At 49.7% G+C, this 23,866-nt stretch carries 17 protein-coding genes; 13 read left to right on the top strand and 4 right to left on the bottom strand.

All coding sequences use genetic code 11. From position 1 onward, the window contains the following. Positions 1-374: 374 nt before the first annotated feature. Positions 375-1,763, bottom strand: coding sequence for a NarK family nitrate/nitrite MFS transporter (locus A8F97_RS05825; protein ID WP_014700201.1), 1,389 nt, complete (start codon positions 1,761-1,763; stop codon positions 375-377). Between the two features lie 336 nt (positions 1,764-2,099). Between A8F97_RS05825 and narX the strand changes: the two genes are divergently transcribed. The 4 genes from narX to A8F97_RS05805 all read left to right on the top strand — a co-directional run bounded on the left by narX (position 2,100) and on the right by A8F97_RS05805 (position 7,545). Beyond that, positions 2,100-3,908, top strand: coding sequence for a nitrate/nitrite two-component system sensor histidine kinase NarX (gene narX, locus A8F97_RS05820; protein WP_050512684.1), 1,809 nt, complete (start codon positions 2,100-2,102; stop codon positions 3,906-3,908). Further along, a complete protein-coding gene (gene narL, locus A8F97_RS05815) occupies positions 3,901-4,551 on the top strand; it encodes a two-component system response regulator NarL (protein ID WP_005972300.1) in 651 nt (216 codons plus the stop codon). The genes narX and narL overlap by 8 nt, the downstream gene beginning before the upstream one ends. A 261-nt stretch (positions 4,552-4,812) precedes the next feature. Beyond that, on the top strand, positions 4,813-6,087 hold the full coding sequence (locus tag A8F97_RS05810) for an acyltransferase family protein (protein WP_025920113.1): 1,275 nt from the start codon (positions 4,813-4,815) through the stop codon (positions 6,085-6,087). A 417-nt stretch (positions 6,088-6,504) separates the two neighbouring features. Continuing rightward, positions 6,505-7,545, top strand: a complete 1,041-nt coding sequence (locus A8F97_RS05805) for a DUF481 domain-containing protein (protein ID WP_015730618.1) — start codon at positions 6,505-6,507, stop codon at positions 7,543-7,545. A gap of 74 nt (positions 7,546-7,619) precedes the next feature. On the opposite strand, the gene A8F97_RS05800 is transcribed toward A8F97_RS05805, so the two are convergent. Further along, entirely contained in the window at positions 7,620-8,306 is a 687-nt protein-coding gene (locus A8F97_RS05800) for a gamma-glutamylcyclotransferase (RefSeq protein WP_014700205.1), read from the bottom strand. 432 nt (positions 8,307-8,738) lie between these two features. Between A8F97_RS05800 and A8F97_RS05795 the strand changes: the two genes are divergently transcribed. The 4 genes from A8F97_RS05795 (at position 8,739) to folM (ending at position 13,743) form a co-directional block, all read left to right on the top strand. Next, positions 8,739-9,542 carry a siderophore-interacting protein gene (locus A8F97_RS05795; RefSeq protein ID WP_015730619.1) on the top strand — a complete coding sequence of 268 codons (804 nt, stop codon included), beginning with the start codon at positions 8,739-8,741 and terminating at the stop codon, positions 9,540-9,542. Positions 9,543-9,870: 328 nt separating this feature from the next. Next, positions 9,871-10,971 (top strand): sodium-potassium/proton antiporter ChaA, encoded by a 1,101-nt coding sequence (gene chaA, locus A8F97_RS05790; protein WP_015730620.1) that lies wholly within the window; start codon positions 9,871-9,873, stop codon positions 10,969-10,971. A gap of 164 nt (positions 10,972-11,135) precedes the next feature. Next, positions 11,136-12,839 carry a C4-dicarboxylic acid transporter DauA gene (gene dauA / locus A8F97_RS05785; protein WP_014700209.1) on the top strand — a complete coding sequence of 568 codons (1,704 nt, stop codon included), beginning with the start codon at positions 11,136-11,138 and terminating at the stop codon, positions 12,837-12,839. 181 nt (positions 12,840-13,020) lie between these two features. Then, positions 13,021-13,743, top strand: coding sequence for a dihydromonapterin reductase (folM, locus tag A8F97_RS05780; RefSeq protein ID WP_014700211.1), 723 nt, complete (start codon positions 13,021-13,023; stop codon positions 13,741-13,743). A 122-nt stretch (positions 13,744-13,865) separates the two neighbouring features. Here folM and A8F97_RS05775 read toward each other — a convergent pair whose 3' ends face one another. Together A8F97_RS05775 and A8F97_RS05770 are read right to left on the bottom strand one after the other, a co-directional pair. Next, positions 13,866-15,368: an EAL domain-containing protein gene (locus A8F97_RS05775; RefSeq protein WP_227001586.1), complete on the bottom strand. Its 1,503-nt coding sequence runs from the start codon at positions 15,366-15,368 to the stop codon at positions 13,866-13,868. Positions 15,369-15,726: 358 nt separating this feature from the next. Then, positions 15,727-16,929, bottom strand: a complete 1,203-nt coding sequence (locus A8F97_RS05770; protein ID WP_082218629.1) for an immunity 26/phosphotriesterase HocA family protein — start codon at positions 16,927-16,929, stop codon at positions 15,727-15,729. A 208-nt stretch (positions 16,930-17,137) separates the two neighbouring features. Here A8F97_RS05770 and rstA point away from each other — a divergent pair, with 208 nt between their 5' ends. The 5 genes from rstA (at position 17,138) to A8F97_RS05745 (ending at position 23,799) form a co-directional block, all read left to right on the top strand. Then, positions 17,138-17,875: a two-component system response regulator RstA gene (gene rstA, locus A8F97_RS05765; protein ID WP_014700214.1), complete on the top strand. Its 738-nt coding sequence runs from the start codon at positions 17,138-17,140 to the stop codon at positions 17,873-17,875. Then, positions 17,872-19,185, top strand: coding sequence for a two-component system sensor histidine kinase RstB (rstB, locus tag A8F97_RS05760; RefSeq protein WP_033071601.1), 1,314 nt, complete (start codon positions 17,872-17,874; stop codon positions 19,183-19,185). Before rstA ends, rstB begins: the two co-directional genes overlap by 4 nt. A gap of 178 nt (positions 19,186-19,363) precedes the next feature. Beyond that, positions 19,364-19,834, top strand: coding sequence for an acid resistance repetitive basic protein Asr (asr, locus tag A8F97_RS05755; RefSeq protein ID WP_033071602.1), 471 nt, complete (start codon positions 19,364-19,366; stop codon positions 19,832-19,834). Between the two features lie 845 nt (positions 19,835-20,679). Then, positions 20,680-21,519, top strand: coding sequence for a trypsin-like serine peptidase (locus A8F97_RS05750; protein ID WP_033071603.1), 840 nt, complete (start codon positions 20,680-20,682; stop codon positions 21,517-21,519). Between the two features lie 501 nt (positions 21,520-22,020). Beyond that, on the top strand, positions 22,021-23,799 hold the full coding sequence (locus A8F97_RS05745) for a sensor domain-containing phosphodiesterase (RefSeq protein ID WP_025920119.1): 1,779 nt from the start codon (positions 22,021-22,023) through the stop codon (positions 23,797-23,799). Positions 23,800-23,866 lie beyond the last annotated feature (67 nt).

Here is a 23,866-nt window from a genome sequence, read left to right as displayed (position 1 = left end):
TATGCAGACTCTAAGAATGTTTCGTGCGCAGCAACACTGTCATTTTCATGCGGACTCAGAAAATTCCCTCTGTCCTTATTTTTCTGGCGTAAAAAATTATGCTGAGGAGGGAGCGGGCTTAGGATGAGCCCCATTTATGGGGCGAGTAAACGTGTCGCAAGCGGTCCGTTAAGCCGGATATCGACGAAAGCACCGCGTGAGCGGCATAATTTCTTCCGGAAACCTGGGGTCACGGGGCGAGCGGCGTTTGAGCTGCCCCGTGCCGGGCGCGTGCCACACAGTAGCATGAAAAAGACAGCATTAACCGCGCACGGAACCACCTCTTGGTCGACATAAAAATGTGACTAAGAGGCGGTTGGGGGCCGGGTAAAGGCTCAGCTTTTCTTTCTGGCATAAAACAGCCAGGTCACCAGGATGCACACCACGTAGCACACCACAAATACCTTCATTGCACCGGTGGGTGAACCGGTTAACTCAAGCGACATCCCGAAGGCTTGCGGGATGAAGAAGCCGCCGATCGCGCCAATGGCTGAGATAAAGCCCAGCGCCGCGGCGGTATCCGTGGCAGCAGAACTCTGTGCAGCGGCATCACTTCCACCCTGTGCTTTAACCCGATCTCCCGTTAATTTACGGAAAATCACAGCGATCATCTGGAACGTAGACCCACTACCCAGACCGGCCGTCAGGAACAGCATCATGAAGATGCCAAAGAACATCCCGAATGAACCCGCAGAGTTCGCACTCGGCAAAGACAGAAACAACAGCACCGAGAAAATCGCCATCAGGATGAAGTTAATCAGCGTAACTTTCACACCGCCAAAGCGGTCAGACAGCATCCCACCAACCGGACGCGCCAGCGCCCCCAGCAGCGGCCCGAAGAAGGCGTAGTACAGAATAACAATGTCAGGAAACTGCGTTCTGGACAGCATACCGAAGCCTGCCGAAAAACCGATAAATGAACCAAAGGTGGACAAGTACAGAAAGCTGAGCACCCATAGGTGCATTTGCTTCAAAACCGGCAATTGCTTACGTATCGATGCATTAGCCGTCGAAAGATCGTTCATGCCAAACCAGGCAGCCGTTGCAGCAATAACCAGAAACGGTACCCACATCCACGCGGCATGGTGCAGCCAAATCTGGTTACCGTCTGACTGAACAACGCCATTACCAGAAAAACCCAGAATCGGCAGAAAAATCACCACCGGCACCAGCAACTGCATCACGCTCACGCCGAGGTTACCCAATCCGCCGTTAATACCTAATGCACTCCCCTGACGTGATTTGGGGAAGAAGAAACTGATGTTAGCCATGCTGGAGGCGAAATTAGCGCCAGCAAACCCACACATCAGAGAAATCGTAACGAAAACGCTGTAAGGCGTTTGTGGATTCTGTACGACAAATCCAAGCCAGATACATGGAATAACCAGAATAATGGTACTTAGCGTCGTCCAGCGGCGGCCGCCAACGATTGGGATAACGAAGGAGTAAGGAACGCGTAACAGTGCGCCGGAAACGGAAGGCAGCGCGGTGAGCAAAAAGAGCTGGTCTGTGGTAAAACTAAATCCGACCTTATTTAGGTTAACGGCCACGGTGCTGAAAATCATCCAGACACAAAACGACAACAGCAGGCACGGTACGGAGATCCAAAGATTACGCTGTGCTATCCGTTGCCCACCAGATTGCCATAATTTTGTATCTTCAGGATTCCATTCCCTTATCAGCGTGCTTTGCGATACTTTTTCGGGTGATGAAGGCTGCGTCATAAAAACCTCGATAAATAAAAACGCGGTAGAATTAAGGCGCAACATTAGGGATTACACAGCAGGTAAAGTTGATGCAAATCAACACGCTGTCAGGTAAAAAAAACGAGTTAAAATAACCACACTCCTTAATGAGTAATAAAAATAGAAAAATAAGCAACGATAATTCAAACTGTTATCTCTTTATTTTTTCTTACTGTCATATCCCCTTTCAAGACATGGATATTCGGTGGTACTCACTAATAGGTATAGGGTTATCATGTAGGATCGGGAAAAATGCCAAAAGGGTTATCCTTCTCGGTACTGGTTTTCTACTCCTCCAGCAGAGGTCGCTTTATTATGTTGAAACGTTTCCTGCTGCCGCTGTCGCTCGTCAATCAGGTCGCACTATTGATGTTGCTACTCGGTTTGCTGGGTATTGCCGGCATGTCGGTTTCCAGTTGGATGTCGCAAAGCATTCAAGGGAACGCGCACGCCATTAATAAAGCAGGCTCACTGCGTATGCAGAGCTACCGTTTGCTATCGATGGTGCCGCTCTCTGCTGAGAATGAAATTTACCTACAAGAACTGGAAGAAGACGAAATCAGTAGCGACCTTCAACAGGCTGTACGGCGGGAAGGGCTCAGTGAACAATTCACTGCGCTACGCGTTTTCTGGCTAGAGAGCCTGCAACCGCATCTGCGGCAGGCAACGCACTCTGCCGATGCCTCGCCGGATGTGGCGCGCTTCGTGAAGCAACTGGACGATCTGGTTTCCGCCATCGATCATAAAACCGAGCAGCGGTTAATGATGGTCACGCTGGTGCAGCGTATCTTCATCGGCATTATGTTTATTCTGCTGATTACCACGTTCTTTTATCTGCGTCGCCGCTTGTTAACACCGTGGCAACGCCTGGTGTCGATGGCGCAGGCTATCGGGCAAGGTGATTTCACCCAGCGCGTCGCCATTAATGGCCATGATGAAATGAGCACGCTGGGACAGGTGCTGAACAGCATGTCGGATGAGCTTTCCGCCATGTATCACAGTCTGGAACAGCGCGTGGCCGAGAAAACCGCCGATCTGCAACAGAAAAACGATCTGCTTTCTTTCCTTTATCGTGCCAGTCGACGCCTGCATACCGGCGCACCGCTGTGCAGTCGGCTGATGCCGATCTTGAACGAATTACCTTCGTTAACGCCGCTGCGCAATATTCAACTACGGCTGTATGAAGATAATAATCAAGAACAGTTTCATCAGTTTAGCGATTGCAGCCAATTACAACCGGATCACTGCCCGGATAATAGCTGTCAGAGTTGCGGTATGCAGACAAAACGTGAAGAATTGCCGGGTGAACCTCACTGTTGGGATCTCCACGATAAACACGGACAATACGGCGTCGTACTGGCCACATTGCCGGGTAATACCGTGCTCAGTCGCGATCAAAATCAGTTACTGAATACCTTATTGGAACAGTTGACCAGTACGCTGGCGTTAGAGCGACAATCCAACCATCAACAGCAGTTGATGCTGATGGAAGAACGCGCCACCATTGCCCGCGAACTACACGACTCTATCGCGCAATCCCTTTCGTGCCTGAAAATTCAGGTGAGCTGCTTGCAAATGCAAGGGGGCGATTTGCCCCCCGCGTCACAGCAACTGCTGACGGAAATGCGGGAAGAGTTGAACACCGCCTATGGACAACTGCGCGAACTGCTGACCACCTTCCGGCTGAAGCTTTCGGAGTCTGGCTTACTGGCCGCACTGCGCGCATCGGTCGATGAATTCGGCAAGCGGTTAGGATATCCCATCGAGCTGCATTACCAGTTACCGCCACAGTCGGTATCCGCTCATCAAGGCATTCACGTTCTGCAAATTGTGCGTGAAGCACTGAGTAATATTTATAAGCACGCGCAGGCCACGCAGGTCGATATCACGCTACAACTACGTCAGGGTTACATCGAACTCAGCGTGACGGATAACGGCATCGGCATTCCCGATGATGCCAGCCGCGCCAACCACTATGGACTGATTATCATGCGCGACCGTGCACGAGGTTTGCACGGCGAATGCATTGTTCGACGCCGGCCGCAGGGGGGCACTGAAGTGAATGTCAACTTCCTCTCCGAATACCGTCACCGGCTACCATTAACAGGAGAAACACATGATTAACGAAGACGCCGCCACCCTACTGCTGATTGATGACCACCCCATGTTGCGCAATGGCGTTAAACAGCTCATCAGTATGGACCCAGAATTACAGGTGGCAGGTGAGGCCAGTCACGGCGAACAGGGTGTCGAGCTAGCGGAACAACTGGACCCGGATTTGATTCTGCTCGATTTAAATATGCCCGGTATGAATGGCCTGGAAACATTGAATCGGCTGCGGGAAAAATCACTGTCCGGCCGCATTGTCGTCTTTAGCGTATCGAACCATGAAGACGATGTGGTCAATGCCTTAAAAAATGGTGCCGATGGTTACCTGCTGAAAGATATGGAGCCGGAAGATTTATTAGCCGCGTTGCATCAGGCAGCATCAGGGAAAATGGTGCTAAGTGAAACATTGACACCGATTCTAGCCGCCAGCCTGCGTGAAAGCCGTCACAGCAGTGACCGGGATATTCAACTGCTCACGCCGCGCGAACGCGATATTCTGAAATTGCTGGCTCAGGGACTCTCCAATAAAGTGATTGCCCGTAAGCTCACGATTACGGAAAGTACCGTCAAGGTTCACGTCAAACACCTGTTGAAGAAAATGAAGCTGAAATCGCGGGTTGAAGCGGCAGTCTGGGTATTGCAAGAAAAAGTCATGTAATCAAACCGTAACAACCAGCAGTTATGATCAGCGGTAAGGATAAGGCGCTCAGGCGCCCCTCCCATCGAGATTATCCTCGCGCGAGCGAGGATGCAGCAGAAATCGCTGAAAATACCACCATCACCCCGCCAAATTAAACGGTTGCTAAACGACGCCGGTATTTATAGCCATTATCCTAATTAATGTGACGTTGCTCTCGTCTAAACTAGTTCGTAATCGCATTTTTAAGCTTTTACACCGAGTTTAACGTTGAGGAACAACATGAAGAAGGTCAGTAAAGAGCGATTTATCGGCCTGGAGTGGCTCCGATTTTTGCTTGGCTGCTATGTGATGATTTATCACACCGTGCACATTTATCCCCAGCGTGAGCGCATTCCTTTTTTGAGTGAACTCACCAGTATGGGATTCTTCGCGACCAGCACGTTCTTTGTCCTGTCTGGCTTTTTGCTAGCGCATGTCTACATTAAGGATGGACGCCTGCGTGAACCTGTTCGCCAGTTCTGGGCTAAACGCTTCTTTAACCTTTACCCTATCCATATCATTGCCCTACTGTCTTCTATTGCCGTTGTCACGCTCATGCAGTGGCTGGCGGTACCGCCGGAAGGACAAGTCGCCAGCGCGCGTTTCGTCATTTATGACACCAACGACCCCGCCGCCGATCCCGAAACGCTGCGCCATTACATGACGAATGCACAACTGGCGTTCAACGGGTTATTGCAGGTACTGATGTTGCAGGCATGGAATCCCTACTTCCTGACCTTCAATGCCCCGTTATGGTCACTTTCTACGCTGTTCTTCTTCTATCTGGCGTTTCCGCTCTTGGCCCCGCGTCTGTTGAGCAGTCGTCACCCCTGGCTGTGGATGGGCATCGTCTGCTTGCTGTATCTACTACCGCCGATTTGGGTGATCTGGCAGCAGCAATTTGGCATGCCGTACACCGGACTGTTGCAACGTGGGCCGATCTTCCGTTTGCCGGAATTCTTGGCTGGGATTTTGGGCTATGCGCTGTTCCGTCATTATCGCCAGAAAGATCGCTCACCATTGAGCAAAAGCCAACGCTACGGTGTCGCCATTTTTATCACTATAAATTTCCTCGTCGCCACCTGGCTATTCACGAAAGGTGACGCCTATTGGTACTTCCTGCTGCACAACGGTTTGCTGCTACCAGCTCAGGTCGGTTTAGTGTGCCTCAGTGCGCTGGCGCGTGAGCCTAGCAGCGAGTGGCTGAAGCATTGGTCGCCGCGACTGGGTGCTGCATCACTCTCCATCTTTGCGCTACATGTTCCGCTCTTCAATCTGTTCCGCACCCTGGAACAATTGGTACGCGGTAATCCGATGGCCTGCTTCAGCGATTGGGATCAGTGTATTGCCGCTGCAGGTCAGGTGCAGTTGTCCATGACGGGCTATATCATTTTCCTGCTCAGCACAGTGACGCTATGCGTTCTCTTCCAGGAACGGATCGTGTTTCGCGTAAGAACGTTACTGATCTCGCGTTTCCTTAGCAGCAATACATCCCACACGCAGCGCGCCGCGTAGCATTATCACTCGCCCACATTTCTCTGGCCCGAAACAGACTGGGCCAGAGATTCACCGCCCTACATCGACGTTCCCTTCTACCGCTAAAAATGTGACAGACATCGCGTTATAGCGGTTAATCATCAATAGCAACTTTTATAACTATTTACATTCTAATCAATTATCGTTTTCGGGTAGAGCATCGCTCAGATTCCTGTTAATGTTTGCCGTTCCGGGCTAAATCGGTTCGTTTTAGCCTAAATAATTCGAGTTGCGTTAAGGCGACAACCGCACGGATCACCAGGAGCTTTTAAGTAAGTGGCTGGGGTGAGTCAGGGTAGTCAGCGTACAGGCAGCTCGAAGTATGACGGATATTTCAACGGCTGTACGTCTTTGACGGACATCTCACTACATGTCACCACGGTTTATTTGGCAATAATGACACTATCCAAACACGCAATCTCTTCCCTTAGCTTGGTCATCGCCTTCTCCGCAGGCATTACGCAAAGCCACGCTGACACCATTTGGCTGAACAATGGCGACAAGGTCACAGGGAAAATCACGCTGCTTGACGGCGGCAAACTCTTTATCAACACCGACTATGCAGGCTCCATCTCTGTAGCCTGGGATCAGGTGAAAACCTTTGAAAGCGATCATGGCCTGGTGATTCAGGGCGAACGCTACGAGAAAGGTGTACTGTACCCGGCGGTTAAAGCGGGTGAAAACCGCGCTATCGTCGCGAGCCCGTCGCTTTCTAACGAAGCAGCAGGTCCGCAAACATTGCCACTTTCCGAAATCACCTCCATCGTGGCGCAGAAGCCGCTGGTGACCGATTTCCTTTGGAAAGGCAACATTGACGCAGGCATGTCGCATAAGAAAAGCTCGACAGAAACCGACAACTACGATGTGACGCTGAACACCAAAGCGCGTCACGATACGTGGCGACACAACCTTGATGCCAGCTACCATTTGGCAAAAGAGGATAAAGTCGAGAGCACCAAGAATGCGGCTGGCGAATATGCGCTGGATAAATTCGTGGATGAGAACTGGTTCTGGCAGGGTCGTTATCAGTACAAACGCGACTGGATTGAAAGCATTAAAATCAACCGTTCTTTCGGTCTTGGTCCCGGTTATCAGTTCTGGGATAACGATTTAGGCGCGTTCTCACTGACATCGCTGGTCAACTCCCAAACCTTCGTGTACCGCGATCAGGGCGATGATGATTTCTACTCTGGTGCGATAAAGTGGGCATACAACCGCTATCTGTTCAGCAAATCAGTTGAAGCCTTCACCAACGGTGAATTCGGGCGTTCATTTGACGGCACTGCTCCAATCTATCTGAAAGCGGATGCAGGGTTGCGCTTCAAGCTGACCGACTGGTCTTCTATGACCATGAAAGTGTCACGTACCCGTATCGAAAGTAATCAGGGGAATGTTGACGACACGCTGTACACCATGGGTGTTGGTGTCGGCTGGTAATACCATCGTTTCACTGCGTCTCAAGGTGAACGGCGATCTCGCTGTTCACCTCAAATCTTACGCTCGCCGCGTCGTTATTGTCCGCCCCCTGCTGCCGCAGGACAGGACTGTTGCAGGGTACGCACCCGCTGTGCCAATTCGCTCACGCTTTCATCTTCCGTTCCGTGATTCTTCAGCTCTTGCTCTAGCGCAAACAGATATTGCGCATTGGTGCCGAGTGGACCGCTTGCACGGGCAATCAGCGGTGCAACACTCTGAATACAGATGTCATTTTCGTTCAGGGGATGTTCCGGCTCAGACACAAATACCAGCGCCGTCAGCGGTGCACCGTTCTTACGCTGTAGCTCGCACCAGAGCGGACGATAGCAGCCCGTCAGCATTTCTCGCTTCCACAGCAGCTCCAAATCCTCACGCAATGACGTTTCCGGTAGGCGGAAAGCCAGCCCCGTCGTTTGGCCACCGGGTTGCAACGCCAGCATCCGCCCCGGTTGTGCTGTCGTGCCGCGACCAATAGTGAGGCGCAGACAAAAAGCGCGCTGCCACCCCGCCAACGTTGCCAGGCAGATTTCTTCGGCGTCAAAAACCGGATTCCACATAAGCGAACCGTAGCCAAATACCCAGACAGGACAGCTATTGGGCCGAAGCGCCAGCGTCTTATCCAGCGAATCAGCCCGCTGCTGCGGCGTGAGCAGTAAGGTTTCTTCAATACACCCAAAAGACGTTCTACAATCTGCTTTCTGCAAAAAATCGCGTGTTAGCACTACTTACCACCCCCAGCCCTACTCTTTTTCTGCTTGTCAGATCGGCTCTCGCCCTACGTTTAAAAACCTAACTGCTTCATCTGCTTAATTTTACAACACCATAGAACTTAAGGTTATTCATTTATGGCTTCGCGATCAACGTTGATACGGGTCACAAAACCTGAAAAATTTCGTGATAATGTTTCATTCACGCGGTATTCCGCTTTTATATCAACTTAATCGGCAACGCGGCGTCAGACTTGACGTCTTCCTGATATAAACGTCATTTTTGTGATAACAGAAGCCTACCTTAGGCCCTTCGCTTAATGAGAAAGCCCCAACAACGTATTTATTTCGATGAAAATGACAACGGCCAGACACAAAATGATAATAATTATCATCTCGTGTTGTTATCATTTCTCATACTGGAATTGACTACCACGGAGACATTAAATGGCAACGCCGCGTCAGCCTGTTTTAGTTCAGGTTAAACAGATTCACGATATTTCCCCACATTTACGCTGTATTACGTTTCATCATGACGCGTTGCGCGATTACCCAGCCGAGCGATATGGTGCGCATCTCAAACTGTTTCTGCCTCAGACTGGACAACAAAAGCCTGCTCTGCCCACCATCGGCGAACGCGGCCCGATCTGGCCGGAAGGCGAAGCACGCCCTATCGTTCGTACCTATAGCGTCAGGGCGTTGCGTCCAGAAGATGCGGAGCTGGATATGGTCTTCGCGCTGCATGACCACGTTGGCCCTGCCGTCAATTTTGCTCGTCAGGCCAAGCCTGGTGACTGGGTGGGTATTTCACAGCCCGGTGGCCCACTCCCGATGCTGCCTCCAGCCGCCGCGTATTATCTGGCAGCCGACCCATCCTCGCTCCCCGCGCTCATCGCGTTGCTGGAACATCTGCCCGATAACGCCCAAGGACATGCGGTGATCCGTGTCGATAGCGAGGCTGACAAGCTCAATATCGCGAAACCATCACAGCTTCAACTGCATTGGATCGTCGGCGGAACAGAAATGACCGACGCGCTGGTCCACCATTTTCAGGCACTCCCGGTGACTGAAAATGCGTTTTACTGGTTAGCCGGTGAGGATCGTATCGTGGTTCAGCTTCGTCGCCATGTGCGTCGAGAACGCGGGTGTGAACGAAATCAGATGTATGCAGTACCTTATTGGCGAGAAGGGTTAAATGAAGAGGATTATCATCATAAACGCCACGATATCATGGACAATCCTGATGAATAACCATAAAAAATACATTTGATATTATCATCATAGGGAGAAGATATATGAATTCTCCCTTTTCATTTAAATTTATGCTCAAAGCGTAAAAATCCGTAAAACTTCCCGCACCAATACGACAATCTGTTATCATATTGTTCGTTTTATTACGTTATAACTACTTTCTAGTAACCTTTTGCGGTTTATTATTGTGTTACGGCCATGAACAAATGGTTTTATATCCTTAATAAATTGCTTTATGCCCTGAGTCATTCGAGTGTCAGTGCGCTAACTTGAAGTATTACGGGGTTATTTTGCCATATCATTCCTCTGGATAAGGAGAACACCCACAATGAAGTCTCATGCTGAGGTGGTCAAAACTCGCCATCATGAATACTCACTCATTTTTCCTGTTATTGCTCTGGCCGTACTCTACATGTGGGGCAATTCACAAGATTTTATTGCCATTCTCGGTATTAATGCCCTCGCGCTAGCCGGTATTCTTTTCAGTGCATTTAGCGTGGTACGTCATGCTGACGTGCTCGCACATCGCTTGGGCGAACCCTACGGTTCACTTATCCTTAGCCTGTCCGTCGTGATCCTCGAAGTCAGCCTGATTTCGGCGCTGATGGCCACCGGTGACGCGGGCCCGGACCTGATGCGTGACACGCTCTATTCTATCATCGTGATCGTCACTGGCGGTCTGGTGGGCTTTGCCCTCTTGCTCGGTGGCCGTAAGTTCGCTACGCAGTATGTTAACCTCAGCGGTATCAAGCAGTATCTGATGGCGATCTTCCCATTGGCCGTGATTGTGCTGGTTTTCCCCAGCGCCTTGCCTGACGGAAATTTCAGTGTAACGCAGTCGCTGATTGTTGCCGCTATCTCTGCGGCAATGTACGGCGTGTTTCTGTTGATTCAGACGCGCACGCACCAAAGCCTGTTTGTCTACGAGCATGAAGACGAAGGTGACGGCGACGATCCGCATCACGGTAAACCGTCTGCACACAGTTCACTGTGGCACACCGGTTGGCTTCTGGTTCATCTGATTGCCGTTATCGCCGTGACCAAGACGAATTCAATGCCGCTGGAAACGCTACTGACCGAAATGAACGCGCCGACACAGTTTACGGGCTTCCTGGTCGCGCTGTTAATTCTCTCGCCTGAAGGGCTGGGGGCTATCCGCGCCGTCCTGAAAAATCAGGTACAGCGTGCCATGAATCTGTTTTTCGGTTCCGTGCTGGCAACGATCTCACTCACGGTTCCCACCGTCACGATCATCGCCATGATTACTGGCCGCACGCTGAACTTCGGTCTGGATATGCCGCATATCGTCGTGATGTTGTCCGTGTTGGTACTGTGCCACATTACATTCTCTACAGGCAGAACGAACGTATTGAGCGGCAGTGCGCATTTAGCGCTTTTTGCTGCCTATCTAATCACCATCACTCTTTAACCTCTCCTGCTGACGCGGTTTTCGCCGCGTCAGCCTTGCCAAACCGCACTTCTCTTGATGTATCTCTGGATCTTCTGAGCGTCTCCGGCGTATCGTAAGGCTGTCGTCGACGGACCGGCAGGCCCGCCATGTTGATTTACTTCCTTACTTTGGTTTCTGCTTAGATGAAAACGCACGGAATTAACGGTGTCAGGCCGTTCAGCGCGCTGATTGACGCGTGCTGGCGCGAAAAATATACGCTACAACGTTTTATCCACGACATTATCGCTGGCATTACCGTCGGCATCATCGCCATCCCGCTGGCGATGGCGCTGGCGATTGCCAGCGGTGTACCCCCACAATACGGGCTGTATACCTCGGCCATTGCCGGGATCGTCATTGCCGTCAGCGGCGGTTCACGCTACAGCGTATCCGGCCCCACAGCGGCTTTCGTCGTTATTCTTTATCCCGTATCGCAGCAGTTTGGGTTATCCGGCTTGCTGGTCGCTACCTTGCTGTCCGGTGTGTTTCTGCTGCTGATGGGGCTCTGCCGCTTCGGCCGTCTGATCGAATACATTCCGCTTTCAGTAACACTGGGGTTTACCTCTGGGATCGCCATCACCATCGGTACGATGCAAATCAAGGATTTCTTCGGCTTGCAGATGGCCGTGGTGCCCGAGCATTACGTCGAAAAAGTGTCGGCACTGGTACAATCGCTGCCTACCCTGCATCTTGCTGATACGTTAATTGGTGCAACGACGCTGCTGGTTCTCATCGTTTGGCCCAGACTCGGCATCCGCCTACCCGGTCACTTGCCCGCGCTGCTGGCAGGTGTCGCGGTGATGGGGATCATGTCGCTGCTGGGCGAAAACGTGGCCACCATCGGTTCCCGCTTTAGCTATCTGCTGGCGGATGGTTCGCAAGGGCAAGGCATTCCACCCATTCTCCCGCAGCTCGTTCTGCCGTGGGACATTCCGTCGCCGGATGGAAAAACGATGACGCTGGATTGGCAAAGCATTTCCGCCCTGCTGCCTGCGGCATTTTCGATGGCGATGCTGGGGGCGATTGAGTCGCTGCTGTGCGCTGTCGTGCTGGATGGTATGACAGGTAAAAAACACAATTCTAATGCGGAACTGATGGGCCAAGGTTTCGGTAATATTATTGCTCCATTCTTTGGAGGAATTACCGCGACCGCCGCGATTGCCCGTTCCGCCGCCAACGTGCGTGCAGGAGCAAACTCGCCGATTTCCGCCGTGATCCACGCGCTGCTGGTGTTGTTGGCGCTTCTGATACTCGCGCCGTGGCTGTCTTATCTGCCGCTGGCGGCGATGGCATCACTGCTGCTGATCGTCGCCTGGAACATGAGCGAAGCACACAAAGTGGTGGATTTACTGCGCCACGGGCCAAAAGACGACATTATCGTGATGCTGCTTTGTATGTCGTTGACCGTCTTATTCGATATGGTGATCGCGATTACCGTCGGCATTGTTCTGGCATCCCTGCTCTTCATGCGTCGCATCGCGCAAATGACCCGTTTGAGCGAACTTCCGGACACCAAAATACCGGATCATCTGGTATTACGCGTTAACGGCCCGCTGTTTTTCGCCGCAGCAGAGCGCATCTTCAACGACCTGACGGTACGCAGTGAAGGCTATCAAAACATCATTTTGCAGTGGGATGCCGTGCCGGTGCTGGATGCGGGCGGGCTCAATGCGTTCCTGCGCTTTAGCGAAACGCTGCCCGAGGGTAAACAGCTCATCATTACGGATATTCCCTTCCAGCCGCTAAAAACGCTGGCACGGGCAAAGGTTCACCCGATTGAAGGACGACTGAGCTTCTACGGCTCATTGGCGCAGGCCATTGAGGCGACAACGGCACGCTCAGCGTAGCAGAAACCATTGGCGCATGTGGATTCAGGGGATGTTTCCATCTTCCCCTTCTCCTTTTCTCGCCAGGGGTTTGCTACGCCCGTCCCTGCCGGGTATAAAACCATAACCTGCATAATCGTTAACTCAGGTATATTGTCACGGTTCGCTTCCCTTTTAACTCGCGTGTTGAGGAGACCTTATTGTGACAACGTTTTCTTCTGCTCCCGTGCTAATTACCGGTGGCGCACGGCGTATCGGGCTGGCGCTGGCGCGTTCATTTCTGGCGCAGTCGACCCCGGTCATCATCAGCTATCGCACACCTTATCCCGAACTTGAGGCGTTACAGCAAGACGGCGCGATTTGTCTGGCCGCTGACTTTTCTACCACGTCGAATATCTATGCGTTTGCTGAGCAAATCCAATCGCTCACGCCGCGGCTACGCGCCATCATTCACAACGCCAGTCGCTGGGTGCCAGAAAGCGCCGCAACACCACCAGAGCAAACGCTGGCTGATATGCTGCAAATTCATGTTTATGCCCCCTATTTACTCAATCAACTGCTGGAACCGTGCCTGCGCGGGCAAGGCATTGCTGGCGCGGATATTATTCACCTGACCGATTACGTGGTTGAAAAAGGTAGCGAGAAACACATCGCCTATGCCGCCAGCAAAGCAGCACTGGATAACATGACGCGGTCATTTGCCCGCAAGCTGGCACCGGAAGTGAAAGTAAATGCTATCGCCCCCAGCTTGATCCTGTTTCAGGAACAAGATGACGACAAATATCGCCAGCAGGCGCTGGAAAAATCATTGATGAAAATCGCGCCTGGGGAAGAGGAGATAGTCCAACTGGTGGACTATTTGTTCAAAAGCAGTTACGTCACCGGGAAGACGCTGGGCGTGGATGGCGGACGGGCGTTACGCTAAAGCCCTTGTTAAAGAAATGGCGGGAAACTTGTACGCCATTTCTTTGTCACTCACACCTTACATTGCCATTATGTTAAGCCTCATGCCATGCTTAAAGAATCAGTAAGACAATCAAGGAAAAACTACGCTATTTCTTCCTGATTGATTAACAGATTTTCAATGTTTTTTGCTGGCAACGAACGGTAAAAAAACCATCCCTGAATTAAGCAACTCGCATCAATCTCTCTGGCAATTTTTAGTTGTTCAGCATCTTCAACACCTTCAAAAACAATATCTTTCCCCATATCCTTAATGAGTGAACAGATTGCATATAATATCTTTTCTTTATTTTTATTATCCAGGTTCTTCATTAGAGAACCGTCAAACTTGACTTCATCGAATCTGAAACCTGTGAGCCACGCTAAATTTGAGTTAGCAACACCAAAATCATCAATCGCCAGGCCGATGTGCATTTTTGCCACATTCTCAGCAAAAAGCTGGATTTCCTTTTGCGCCAATTGGCACCGTTCTGATATTTCCAACTTTATCTGACAAGGTTCAACATCATATAAATCGCACACCCTAATCAGTCGACTAATGAACTCTGGATCGCTAATTTCATGGTCGGTTATATTTATAGATAGCGTTAATTTTTTGTTTTTCTTGAGAACAACAGACATTTCGCTCATTGATGTCTTTATTACAAAATCAGATATTTTTGAGTAAAAACCTATTTTCTCTGAGATCTTTATAAAATTCTCAGGAGAAACATAGCCATGTATATCATCACGCCATCTCACCAGCGCTTCAAGGCCGGCTATTTCCCCATCGATGGCGTTAACCATAGGTTGATATTCAAGGAACATATCTCCTTTATTAATCGATTTTTTTAAGCGAAATTTCAGTGATTTTCTTTTATCAAAAATCTTAAAAAAGAAAAAGGTCAGAAAGCCGCCTAGCATCAATGCAGCAGCCATAACGAAAGTAAGAAGACCGGTTGTTAACAACAGTAGCCCACTGTGTGCGTTTTGAGCTATCACGCAAAACTGCCATTGAGGACTGCAAAGACTGGCGTTAGCGGTAAACATTTTTCTCAGAAACGAATTACCCGAGGCAATATATCCCTTTGGATCTGATTCAAAATACTTGTGCGATTTATCCGCCGATGTCATAACGAAGTATCCATCAACCACCGTACTCAATATACTTTCATAGGTTTCACGCGCGATAAACACCGCAGCATGGCCTTGATAAAGGCCGATATTGTTATACAGTGTTTTGTTGTTATTTTTTACGCCAATCAATTCTGGCTTATTATTTCCCGTTTCACTTTTCACAGTAATCGGCAGTGGAGGATTAATTTCTCCCCAGAAGGAGCTGCAATAAATATCATTTCCTTTTAAAGAAGTCACATCCTCAATATTGGGATGACGCCATCTTATCACTCTTAATTTCTCAATATAATTTGGTGAGCACATATCATCATCAATGGCGTTAATATCATTCAAAGCGGACAGTGCTTGTTTTGCTAACATTTCAGCCTGAAAGCGTAACTTTTCGGACCGAAGCATGAGTTTATTTTCCTGATGACTAACCAATAATTCATTTAATAAAAACAAAAAAGAAAATGAGACAAATATCATCATGAAAATGGTTCTTGTGATCTTTTTAAATCCTGAAAAATGCATCGCAGTCCAATGTCAGTTAATGCCGATTAAAAGCATCCAAATCCAAGCCCGCGATAGTACCCATATGGTTTTTTTGTGTCCAGTTCTTTCAGGAACATTACGCGATAATTAGCACATTTTATAACTCGTCTCACTCAATAAATTAGCGCGAACTTATTAAGCTAAAGCACGTAAAGCTCGCGCAATTAACCGATTGATAATAAAAGAAAATAAGCAATAACACATTAATATGCTTTGCATATGCTCTTAACAAGAATTATATATCCAGTCTATCTATATGCACGCCCCGAAAGCGCGTGCAATAAGATGATGAATATTATTTCGTCTCTTTTTTCTTCGCACGCCCCTTGCGCTGGTAGGCTTTATGCTCGACCACATACGTCAGGTAAGCCGCACGCGTCATCCCGCCAGTATGTTGGGCAAACGCATCGTAAGTCGTCTCAGGTGGAAAACCAAACTCAGCCAATACCTGCTCCCATACTTCACGGCGTTCCGGGTTGTCCAGCGTTTTATCCCAATCAGGGAACCCGCTATCGCCAAAACAGTCGGCTGATACACAGCTATAAGCGCCATTGTTCATATAGCGACGTTGAGCCTTAAAAACCGTATCCTGACTGGCTTTACTGATCGAGCTAGGTCCCCACGATAGACGATAGTCACTTTTCTGTGCAGTGATGCTTGGACCATAGCCCACTGGGAACAAAATGTCCTCTTCCACCAACATTTTCGATCCCACAAACTCATAGTTACCGCGTAGAAAAGCGTTATCCATAACAATCCAGCATTTTTCAGACAAGGGCGATGCCACGATCTCCGACAGCGCAGGGTTACGCTCGGTCGTGCGGAAAAGGTAAGGCCGAACAAACAGCGGCATCGTCATCACATCATTCCAAATGCTGTGTTCAGCAAACAGTTCGTCCTTTTGCATCTGGCGTAGGTTGCCAATAACCAGAACATAGCCATCGGTATGTAAGTCTATTTCGACGCGAAAAATGTCGCCTGGAACCGTTTTATGCTGCTGGTTTTTCATATGCATCAGTCGTTCCAGCTTATGCGCATAATCAGCAGGTAAGCGCTCAGGATAAGCTTGCAGCCAGTCGACTATCTCTTCTTTACTGGCCAAACGCCGACATTCCGGTAGCGGGAGTTGGATAGAATTTCGGTAATTGCTAGCGGTAATATAACCGTCGCTTCCCGAGTTCAGCGTCCTGATACCCGCCGAAAACACAATGCCGTCAGCCATTACGCTGGAAACGCTGGTGTAAGTGAGCTTTTTTTCTTTACCGCGCGAGGTTCTCGGCAAAATAACCTCACGTCCACGCGTGTGAATAATGACGTCTTCTTCCTGATAATTTAACTCGGTGACGGTAATACGCTTGCGGATCGTATCGCCATCGAAACAGATAAAATAGCCATCGCGGATGGATAAAATATCCCATTCAGTCGATAACGGCTCCAGCCCGAAATAAGGGCGTAAGGCTTCCTGCATCCAGCTATTTATCTGATCAATCGGTTTCATCTTTAGCGCGGTTCCCAGTGGAATAATCAGTAATTATGGCGTGGTCGTTCTCGATAAATAGCGAGAATCATCTAAAAAAACACGTCCCGCAGCTTATCTAATTTAGGCAAATAAACAAACACTTAACACCCATTTACGCTTCACTTCTCGTTTATCCTCTATCATCAGGCTATGCTATCAGCAATGAGATGGGGATGACGTAGCTACCATGCATAAGATTGTTTTTATAGAAGATGATACCGAGGTTGGAAAATTGATTGCCGCCTACCTCGGCAAGCATGATATTGATGTTCAGGTTGAAGCTAGAGGCGATCAGGCACAAGCCTTTATTGAACAGCAGCAGCCCGACCTTGTACTGCTGGATATCATGCTGCCCGGCAAAGACGGGATGACTATCTGCCGGGAGTTGCGTCCACAGTACAGCGGCCCGATAGTGCTGCTGACGTCGCTGGACAGCGATATGAATCATATTCTGGCGCTGGAAATGGGTGCCGATGATTACATTCTGAAAACGACGCCACCCGCAGTCTTGCTCGCCCGCCTGCGCCTGCATTTACGGCAATACGCCACCGCGCCACAAACGGTGGCAGAGAATACAGCGCCCGCCGCATTGCAAGTACATAAATCCCTGCACTTCGGCCTACTCTGCATCGACCCGGTCAATCGGGAAGTGACATTAGGGCAAGAGCACATCGTATTATCCACCGCGGATTTCGATCTCCTCTGGCAGTTAGCAACCCATGCCGGCCACATCATGGACAGGGATGCGCTGCTGAAGAATCTGCGCGGCGTAACCTACGACGGCATGGATCGCAGTATTGATGTGGCGATTTCCCGCCTGCGTAAAAAACTGTACGACAACCCGCTGGAACCTTTTCGGATCAAAACCGTGCGCAATAAAGGTTATTTGTTCGCTCCTAACACTTGGGAGAGCGTGACGCTATGAGAAAACTGTTCGTCCAGTTTTTTCTATTGCTGTTCGCCTGCTTTGTCGTCATGACACTACTGGTCGGGCTGGTCTACAAAGTCACCGCCGAGCGTGCCGGACGCCAGTCCATGGATGACCTGATGAAAAGTTCGCTGTATCTCATCCGTAATGAGCTGCGTGCGATCCCCCCGCGCGAGTGGCATAAGACCATCAGCGAGCTCGATTTAAACCTCTCGTTCAAATTGCACATCGAGCCGGTGAGCAAATATACGCTCAGCGCCAAGAATCGACAGCGTCTGAATCAGGGAGAGATTATCGCGCTGGATGACGAATACACGTTTATTCAACGCATCCCCCGTAGCCACTACGTGCTCGCCGTCGGCCCTATTCCTTATTTGTTCTTTCTGCACGAAATGCGGCTACTGGATTTACTGCTGGTGATGCTCATCGGGCTGTCGCTGGCGCTACCGGTTTTCTTGTGGATGCGACCACATTGGCAAGCCATGCTAAAACTGGAAAATGCCGCACAGCGCCTCGGGGATGGTCATCTGGAAGAACGTATTCATTTTGATAGCACCTCAAGCCTGTTTCGGCTGGGCGTCGCCTTCAACCGGATGGCGGATAACCTGAACCAGCTCATCAACAGTAAAAAGCAGTTGATTGACAATATCGCACACGAGCTGCGTACACCATTGGTCAGGCTGCGCTACCGGCTGGCCATGAGTGACAACCTGACAGAAGATGAGCAGCAGGCATTAAATCGAGATATTGGTCAACTTGAAGCACTGATTGACGAACTGCTGACGTATGCGAGGCTCGATCGCCCACAGGTGGCGCTGCATCTTGCCAATATTGATATTCCTTCGTGGCTACAGGCAAAAATTGACGATTTTCGTCTGATCCACCCTGAAAAACACATTTCGCTGGAAATGCCGCATTCAGCGCACATTGGCGCGCTCGATTTACGCCTGATGGAACGAGTCCTAAACAACCTGATCGGCAACGGGTTGCGCTTCTGTCATAGCCAATTGCGTATCAGCCTGACGTCCGACGCCGAGCATATCGCCTGCCTGCAAGTCGAGGATGACGGCCCCGGCATTGCGCCCGAAAGCCGGGAAAGCGTTTTTGAACCGTTTATCCGTCTGGAAGCCGGTATCGAAAATAGCAGCGGTGGGTGTGGGCTGGGGCTGGCGATTGTTCATGCTATCGCACGCGCTTACGAAGGCAGTATTACCGTGGATGAAAGTCCGCTCGGCGGAGCCCGTTTTCGTTTCTGTTGGCCGGTAAAAACCGTGACAGCACCGGCCGCCATCACCATTCAGCATTAACACCGGGACAGCGGTAATCCCGCTGTCTTTCACTGTTTTCCTCGCTTCCCTCAGCTTGTACATTAGGTTACACGCCGAAACCAATCACTCACTGAAGCCGCTCTCTGTTTCTCCTATTCTCTCTTCAACGGCCCACCTAAGGGTCACGATACGTGAATGAGATAACGAGGAAATGATGATGAATAAAGTATTAGCTATGATCGCAGGTACGGCTCTGGGTCTGTCCTCTGTCGCATTTGCCGCAGATACCGTAGCCAGCGCACCCGCTCAAATGTCTGCAACCACGACCACCTCCGCTCCAGCTAAAGCTGTTCACCATAAAAAGCAGGTGAAGAAAGCGAAACCAACTGTTGAACAGAAAGCGCAAGCTGCCAAGAAACACGTGAAGAAAGCAAAGACAGCGCCTGCACAGAAAGCACAAGCGGCTAAGAAACACGTGAAGAAAGCGAAGCCAGCGCCTGCACAAAAAGCACAGGCGGCTAAAAAACACGTGAAGAAAGCAAAGCCAGTTCCTGCACAGAAAGCACAGGCGGCTAAGAAACACGTGAAGAAAGCAAAGCCAGTTCCTGCACAGAAAGCACAGGCGGCTAAGAAACACGTGAAGAAAGCTAAAACTGCAAAACCTGCTGATACCACGCCAGCAGCGTAATCGGTCAGTACCGTCTCCTTCTCCTGCCTATGGAGAAGGAGTCACTTACGGTCAGCCCGGCTTGGATCTCGCCACCAAGGGTAACCGCAGAATCATCATCAAACACCCGGTTCACCGGGTGTTTATTTTATGGGGGGACGAGAGAATGATGCGACGTTATTCATTTGAAATTATGCTATCCCTCGTTGTGCTCTGTGGCATTATCACCCTGAGTTTTTTTCTCTAGTATCGGTATGCCAATAATCCTGTCGGCTTCCCGTCAAAAATAACGATCCGCGTCCATAACCCAGTTACTGGATGATATTCATCTGCATCCTGCTTTTCTTCGCGTTATTCAGATTGTCATAGTCACGCTCAACCGGTTGAGCATCGGTAAAATCGACCGAGTAACCGCTTATGTTTTTATAGCTAGCCTCATCCAGCGTAAAAAATCCCTTGGTTGAGTAGCGACTGCCCGCGATGATCCGTATACCTTCGCCTCATCACCTTCATCGACAGGCATCATTCGCTTCGTTGGTGCTATCGTCGAACCCGTCTGCGATGTTACCACCCAGTCGAGCAATGTGACCGTAAGTTGTGCACAACAAAGAGAAGTACAAACGCTACACGTTATACACGTTGCCGCAACGCTCCATTTCTGCTGGTTCAAGGGGGCTACGCCACGCAAGATCGCGACGTAGTATTCATCACATAACGGGCAGAGTTAATCACCCAAAAAACAAACACCTTTTACACTCAATAACATTTTAATTTCCCGCTCTGCACTAACAATTACATCTATAGTTAAGGCAACACGCTATATTTAGCGCCTCAAAATGACGTTCATCATAAGGTCCATTGACGACATGCGCATATCAGCCTGGTTGCTATGTTCATTATCCTTCATCACCCCATTAAGTTGGGCTGAATCCGTATCAACAGACGCCGCAACGCAGCAAAAAACTTTATTTTTTAATCACGACGATCGGGACATCGTTCCCGACACAACAGTCTGGCCATGGCAAGCCATTGGGCAATTGGAAACCACTAGCGGCAATCTCTGTACCGCGACGCTTATTTCCCCTCATTTGGCGCTGACGGCTGGGCATTGCGTGGTTACCCCTCCGGCAGGCGAAATAGATAAACCTGTCGCGCTGCGCTTTCTAGCGACAGAAAATGGCTGGCGTTATGAAACCACGGAAATTGAAGCGCTGACGAATAAAACACTCGCCAAAAAATTGAAAGCTGACGGCGAGGGATGGATCGTTCCGCCTTCGGCGGCGCCGCTGGATTACGCCCTGATTCGGCTAAAGCAAACACCGCCAGGAATCCGCCCACTCACGCTGTGGCAAGGTAGCCGCCAGGAATTAATGCAGGCTTTGCGGGACAGTGGCCAACGCGTCACTCAGGCAGGTTACCCAGAGGATCATCAGGACACGCTTTATCGCCATCAGGATTGCTTAATCACTGGCTGGGTTCAGGCCGCCGTTGTGGCACATCAGTGCGATACGCTGCCTGGCGATAGCGGTTCCCCTCTCATGTTAAACTCGGCGACAGGCTGGGTGCTCATGGGGATCCAAAGCTCAGCCCCCGATGCCAGTGAGCGCGATCGGGCCGATAATCGCGCGGTTTCCGTTACTGCCATTCGTCAGCAGTTAGAAACACTGGCAAAACTAAGTTCACCACAACCAAGTTCACCAAAATAACGCTAACATCCACAGCGTACTGCCCTCCGTCAGGCGGAAACCGCACCGCTTGGCTCCGTCATTGCCCGCTGGCCTCATGGTATAAAAAAATATCTGTTCTATTCTTATCAGAGTGAATAAGAAAAGCTAAGGCACATACGGTTTGAAATACGACGGGTATATCATCCATATTTTCGCGATCCACAACAGACGTGACAATTATCAAAGATCAATTTCTATCCCATGAAAAATGTCTTTTTTATAATTAGATTATTATTTATTCGCAGAGCACCTCCTCAGTTAACTCGCTCAATCCCCAACCAACCAATTGAAAAACAGCAAGAATGTATACTGAACGCTAAACGTCAAAAACACCGGTTAAGTCAACGGATCCTTAGGGTCTTAACTGAAAGGTAAAAGTGGTATAATAAGTTACCTCAACTTTTAACCTCTATGTTATTGTGTCGCCGTTAAATTAAATTGATGTCGTCGCGATTATTATTGCGGAAAGGAAGAGTCTACATGTTAAAACATTTGAGCCATGATGAAAAAAAACGCATGCAGACTCTCGACGAATTACAGAAATCCGATACATCTCAAGATGATATTCTTCATAAACTCACGAAACTGGCCTGCGAACTGCTTGAAACCCCGACGGCGCTCGTGACGCTCACTGGCACTAAATCTCTGCATGTTAAAGCGAAAACCCATTTTCCTCTGGATGATATGGATAAAATCGGTTCCTTTGATCATTTCACTGTACAGACAGGTCAACACTTCGTCTGCCCCGATGCCATTCAGGACAACCGCTTTAACGATAGCCCCTATGTAACGGGCAAGCCTTTTATCCGTTTTTATGCTGGCGTACCGCTTAAGACCAAAGAAGGCTATTCCATCGGTACATTCTGCGTCATTGATTACGTTCCACGGACCTTCAGTAAGGTTCAACTGCGTTTACTACATGACTTAGCCGCGGTGGCGATGGTTTTAATCGAATACCGTAACGCGATTGGCCTGATTGATGGCGTAACCCTGTTACCCAACCGCCAACATCTGATTGACGACATCAGCCACATTACCGACATTCACGAACGCTACCTGCTCATCCTGATTGATACCATCGATATTTCTTACGCCTATGAAATGGGGTGTGCATTAGGCATGCCGACCGTAGAAGGCCTGCTGAAAGATATCGGCATCTTCCTGCGTCTCAGTTTGAGTTCACCAGATAATCTTTATTGTGCGGCGGTTGGTCGTTTCGCTCTGCTGGTGAAGGCAGATAAAAAAGCGCAAATTCTAGCAGAGCTTGATGCTTGTGCAGAGCGGATCCATGAAAGTATCTCCAGCCATATCCCGCTTAAACTGGAATTTTTCGTTGGGTACACTGAATTCCAGATCCCGGCCAGCGATCCGCAACGAATTTTGCGTGAATCCATGAGTGCCCTACGCGCTTCCATCACCCAAAATATCCGCCAGTTCGCTTATGAACCCGAGGCCGATCAAGCCCAGCAAATAGCGTTTACCTTGCTCAATGAGTTAGCCGATGTTGTACAGAATAATAAGCCAGGTCTCTATTTGGTGTACCAGCCAAAGTTGAGTATTAAAACCAACACCGTTATTGGTGCCGAAGCGCTGATTCGCTGGCGTCACCCCGAACTGGGTGAGATTTATCCCGACCAGTTTATTCCACTGGCGGAAGGGACGACATTGATGCGCCCATTAACTGACTGGGTTACCCGAAAAGCGGCAAGCCAGGTGAAACAGTGGCGTCAGCAGGGGGTAAACTTCCCGGTATCCATTAATGTCTCTGCCAGAAATTTTTCCGAGAATGACTTCATCCCACGTCTTGTCGCCATTCTGGACAGTCACGGCCTCACGCCTCAGGACATTGACATCGAGTGTGTTGAAACGCAGAAAATCATTGAAAGCGCGGAGACACTTGCCACCATCCAGACGCTGAAGCAGATGGGGTTTACTATCGCTCTCGATGATTTCGGCACGGGGTATAGCAATTTAAGCTACTTGCGTAATATCCCCTCGACGGTGATAAAGCTGGATAAATCGCTGATTAAAGATATAAAAACTGACCGTAAGAGTCGTGTCATTGTACAATCTATTATCAATATGCTGCACAAACTAGACTATATCGTGCTGGCTGAAGGCGTAGAGAATAAGGAAACGCTCGAACATTTGGCTCGTTTTGGCTGTGATGAAGTTCAGGGTTATTATTTTTCCCGACCTATCTCACCGGAAGCGTTCATTACCTGGATGGATGAGTACACCTCACGCACGTCGGATTAACATCACCCCACCGTCAAAGCAAGATATTACCGCAGGCAGTCGACAGCCAGAGCCGCCGACCTATGCC

The organism is Pectobacterium parmentieri (assembly GCF_001742145.1).
Lineage (GTDB): Bacteria > Pseudomonadota > Gammaproteobacteria > Enterobacterales > Enterobacteriaceae > Pectobacterium > Pectobacterium parmentieri.
The sequence above is the reverse complement of the archived record's forward strand: the minus strand, read 5'-3'. Positions and strand labels throughout refer to the sequence as shown.

Bases quoted from the DNA above. Each gene is read 5' to 3' on its own strand.
- A8F97_RS05825 (WP_014700201.1), bottom strand. From the start codon at position 1,763: ATGACGCAGCCTTCATCACCCGAAAAAGTATCGCAAAGCACGCTGATA.
- narX (WP_050512684.1), top strand. From the start codon at position 2,100: ATGTTGAAACGTTTCCTGCTGCCGCTGTCGCTCGTCAATCAGGTCGCA.
- narL (WP_005972300.1), top strand. From the start codon at position 3,901: ATGATTAACGAAGACGCCGCCACCCTACTGCTGATTGATGACCACCCC.
- A8F97_RS05810 (WP_025920113.1), top strand. From the start codon at position 4,813: ATGAAGAAGGTCAGTAAAGAGCGATTTATCGGCCTGGAGTGGCTCCGA.
- A8F97_RS05805 (WP_015730618.1), top strand. From the start codon at position 6,505: ATGACACTATCCAAACACGCAATCTCTTCCCTTAGCTTGGTCATCGCC.
- A8F97_RS05795 (WP_015730619.1), top strand. From the start codon at position 8,739: ATGGCAACGCCGCGTCAGCCTGTTTTAGTTCAGGTTAAACAGATTCAC.
- chaA (WP_015730620.1), top strand. From the start codon at position 9,871: ATGAAGTCTCATGCTGAGGTGGTCAAAACTCGCCATCATGAATACTCA.
- dauA (WP_014700209.1), top strand. From the start codon at position 11,136: ATGAAAACGCACGGAATTAACGGTGTCAGGCCGTTCAGCGCGCTGATT.
- A8F97_RS05775 (WP_227001586.1), bottom strand. From the start codon at position 15,368: ATGATGATATTTGTCTCATTTTCTTTTTTGTTTTTATTAAATGAATTA.
- A8F97_RS05770 (WP_082218629.1), bottom strand. From the start codon at position 16,929: ATGAAACCGATTGATCAGATAAATAGCTGGATGCAGGAAGCCTTACGC.
- rstA (WP_014700214.1), top strand. From the start codon at position 17,138: ATGCATAAGATTGTTTTTATAGAAGATGATACCGAGGTTGGAAAATTG.
- rstB (WP_033071601.1), top strand. From the start codon at position 17,872: ATGAGAAAACTGTTCGTCCAGTTTTTTCTATTGCTGTTCGCCTGCTTT.
- asr (WP_033071602.1), top strand. From the start codon at position 19,364: ATGAATAAAGTATTAGCTATGATCGCAGGTACGGCTCTGGGTCTGTCC.
- A8F97_RS05750 (WP_033071603.1), top strand. From the start codon at position 20,680: ATGCGCATATCAGCCTGGTTGCTATGTTCATTATCCTTCATCACCCCA.
- A8F97_RS05745 (WP_025920119.1), top strand. From the start codon at position 22,021: ATGTTAAAACATTTGAGCCATGATGAAAAAAAACGCATGCAGACTCTC.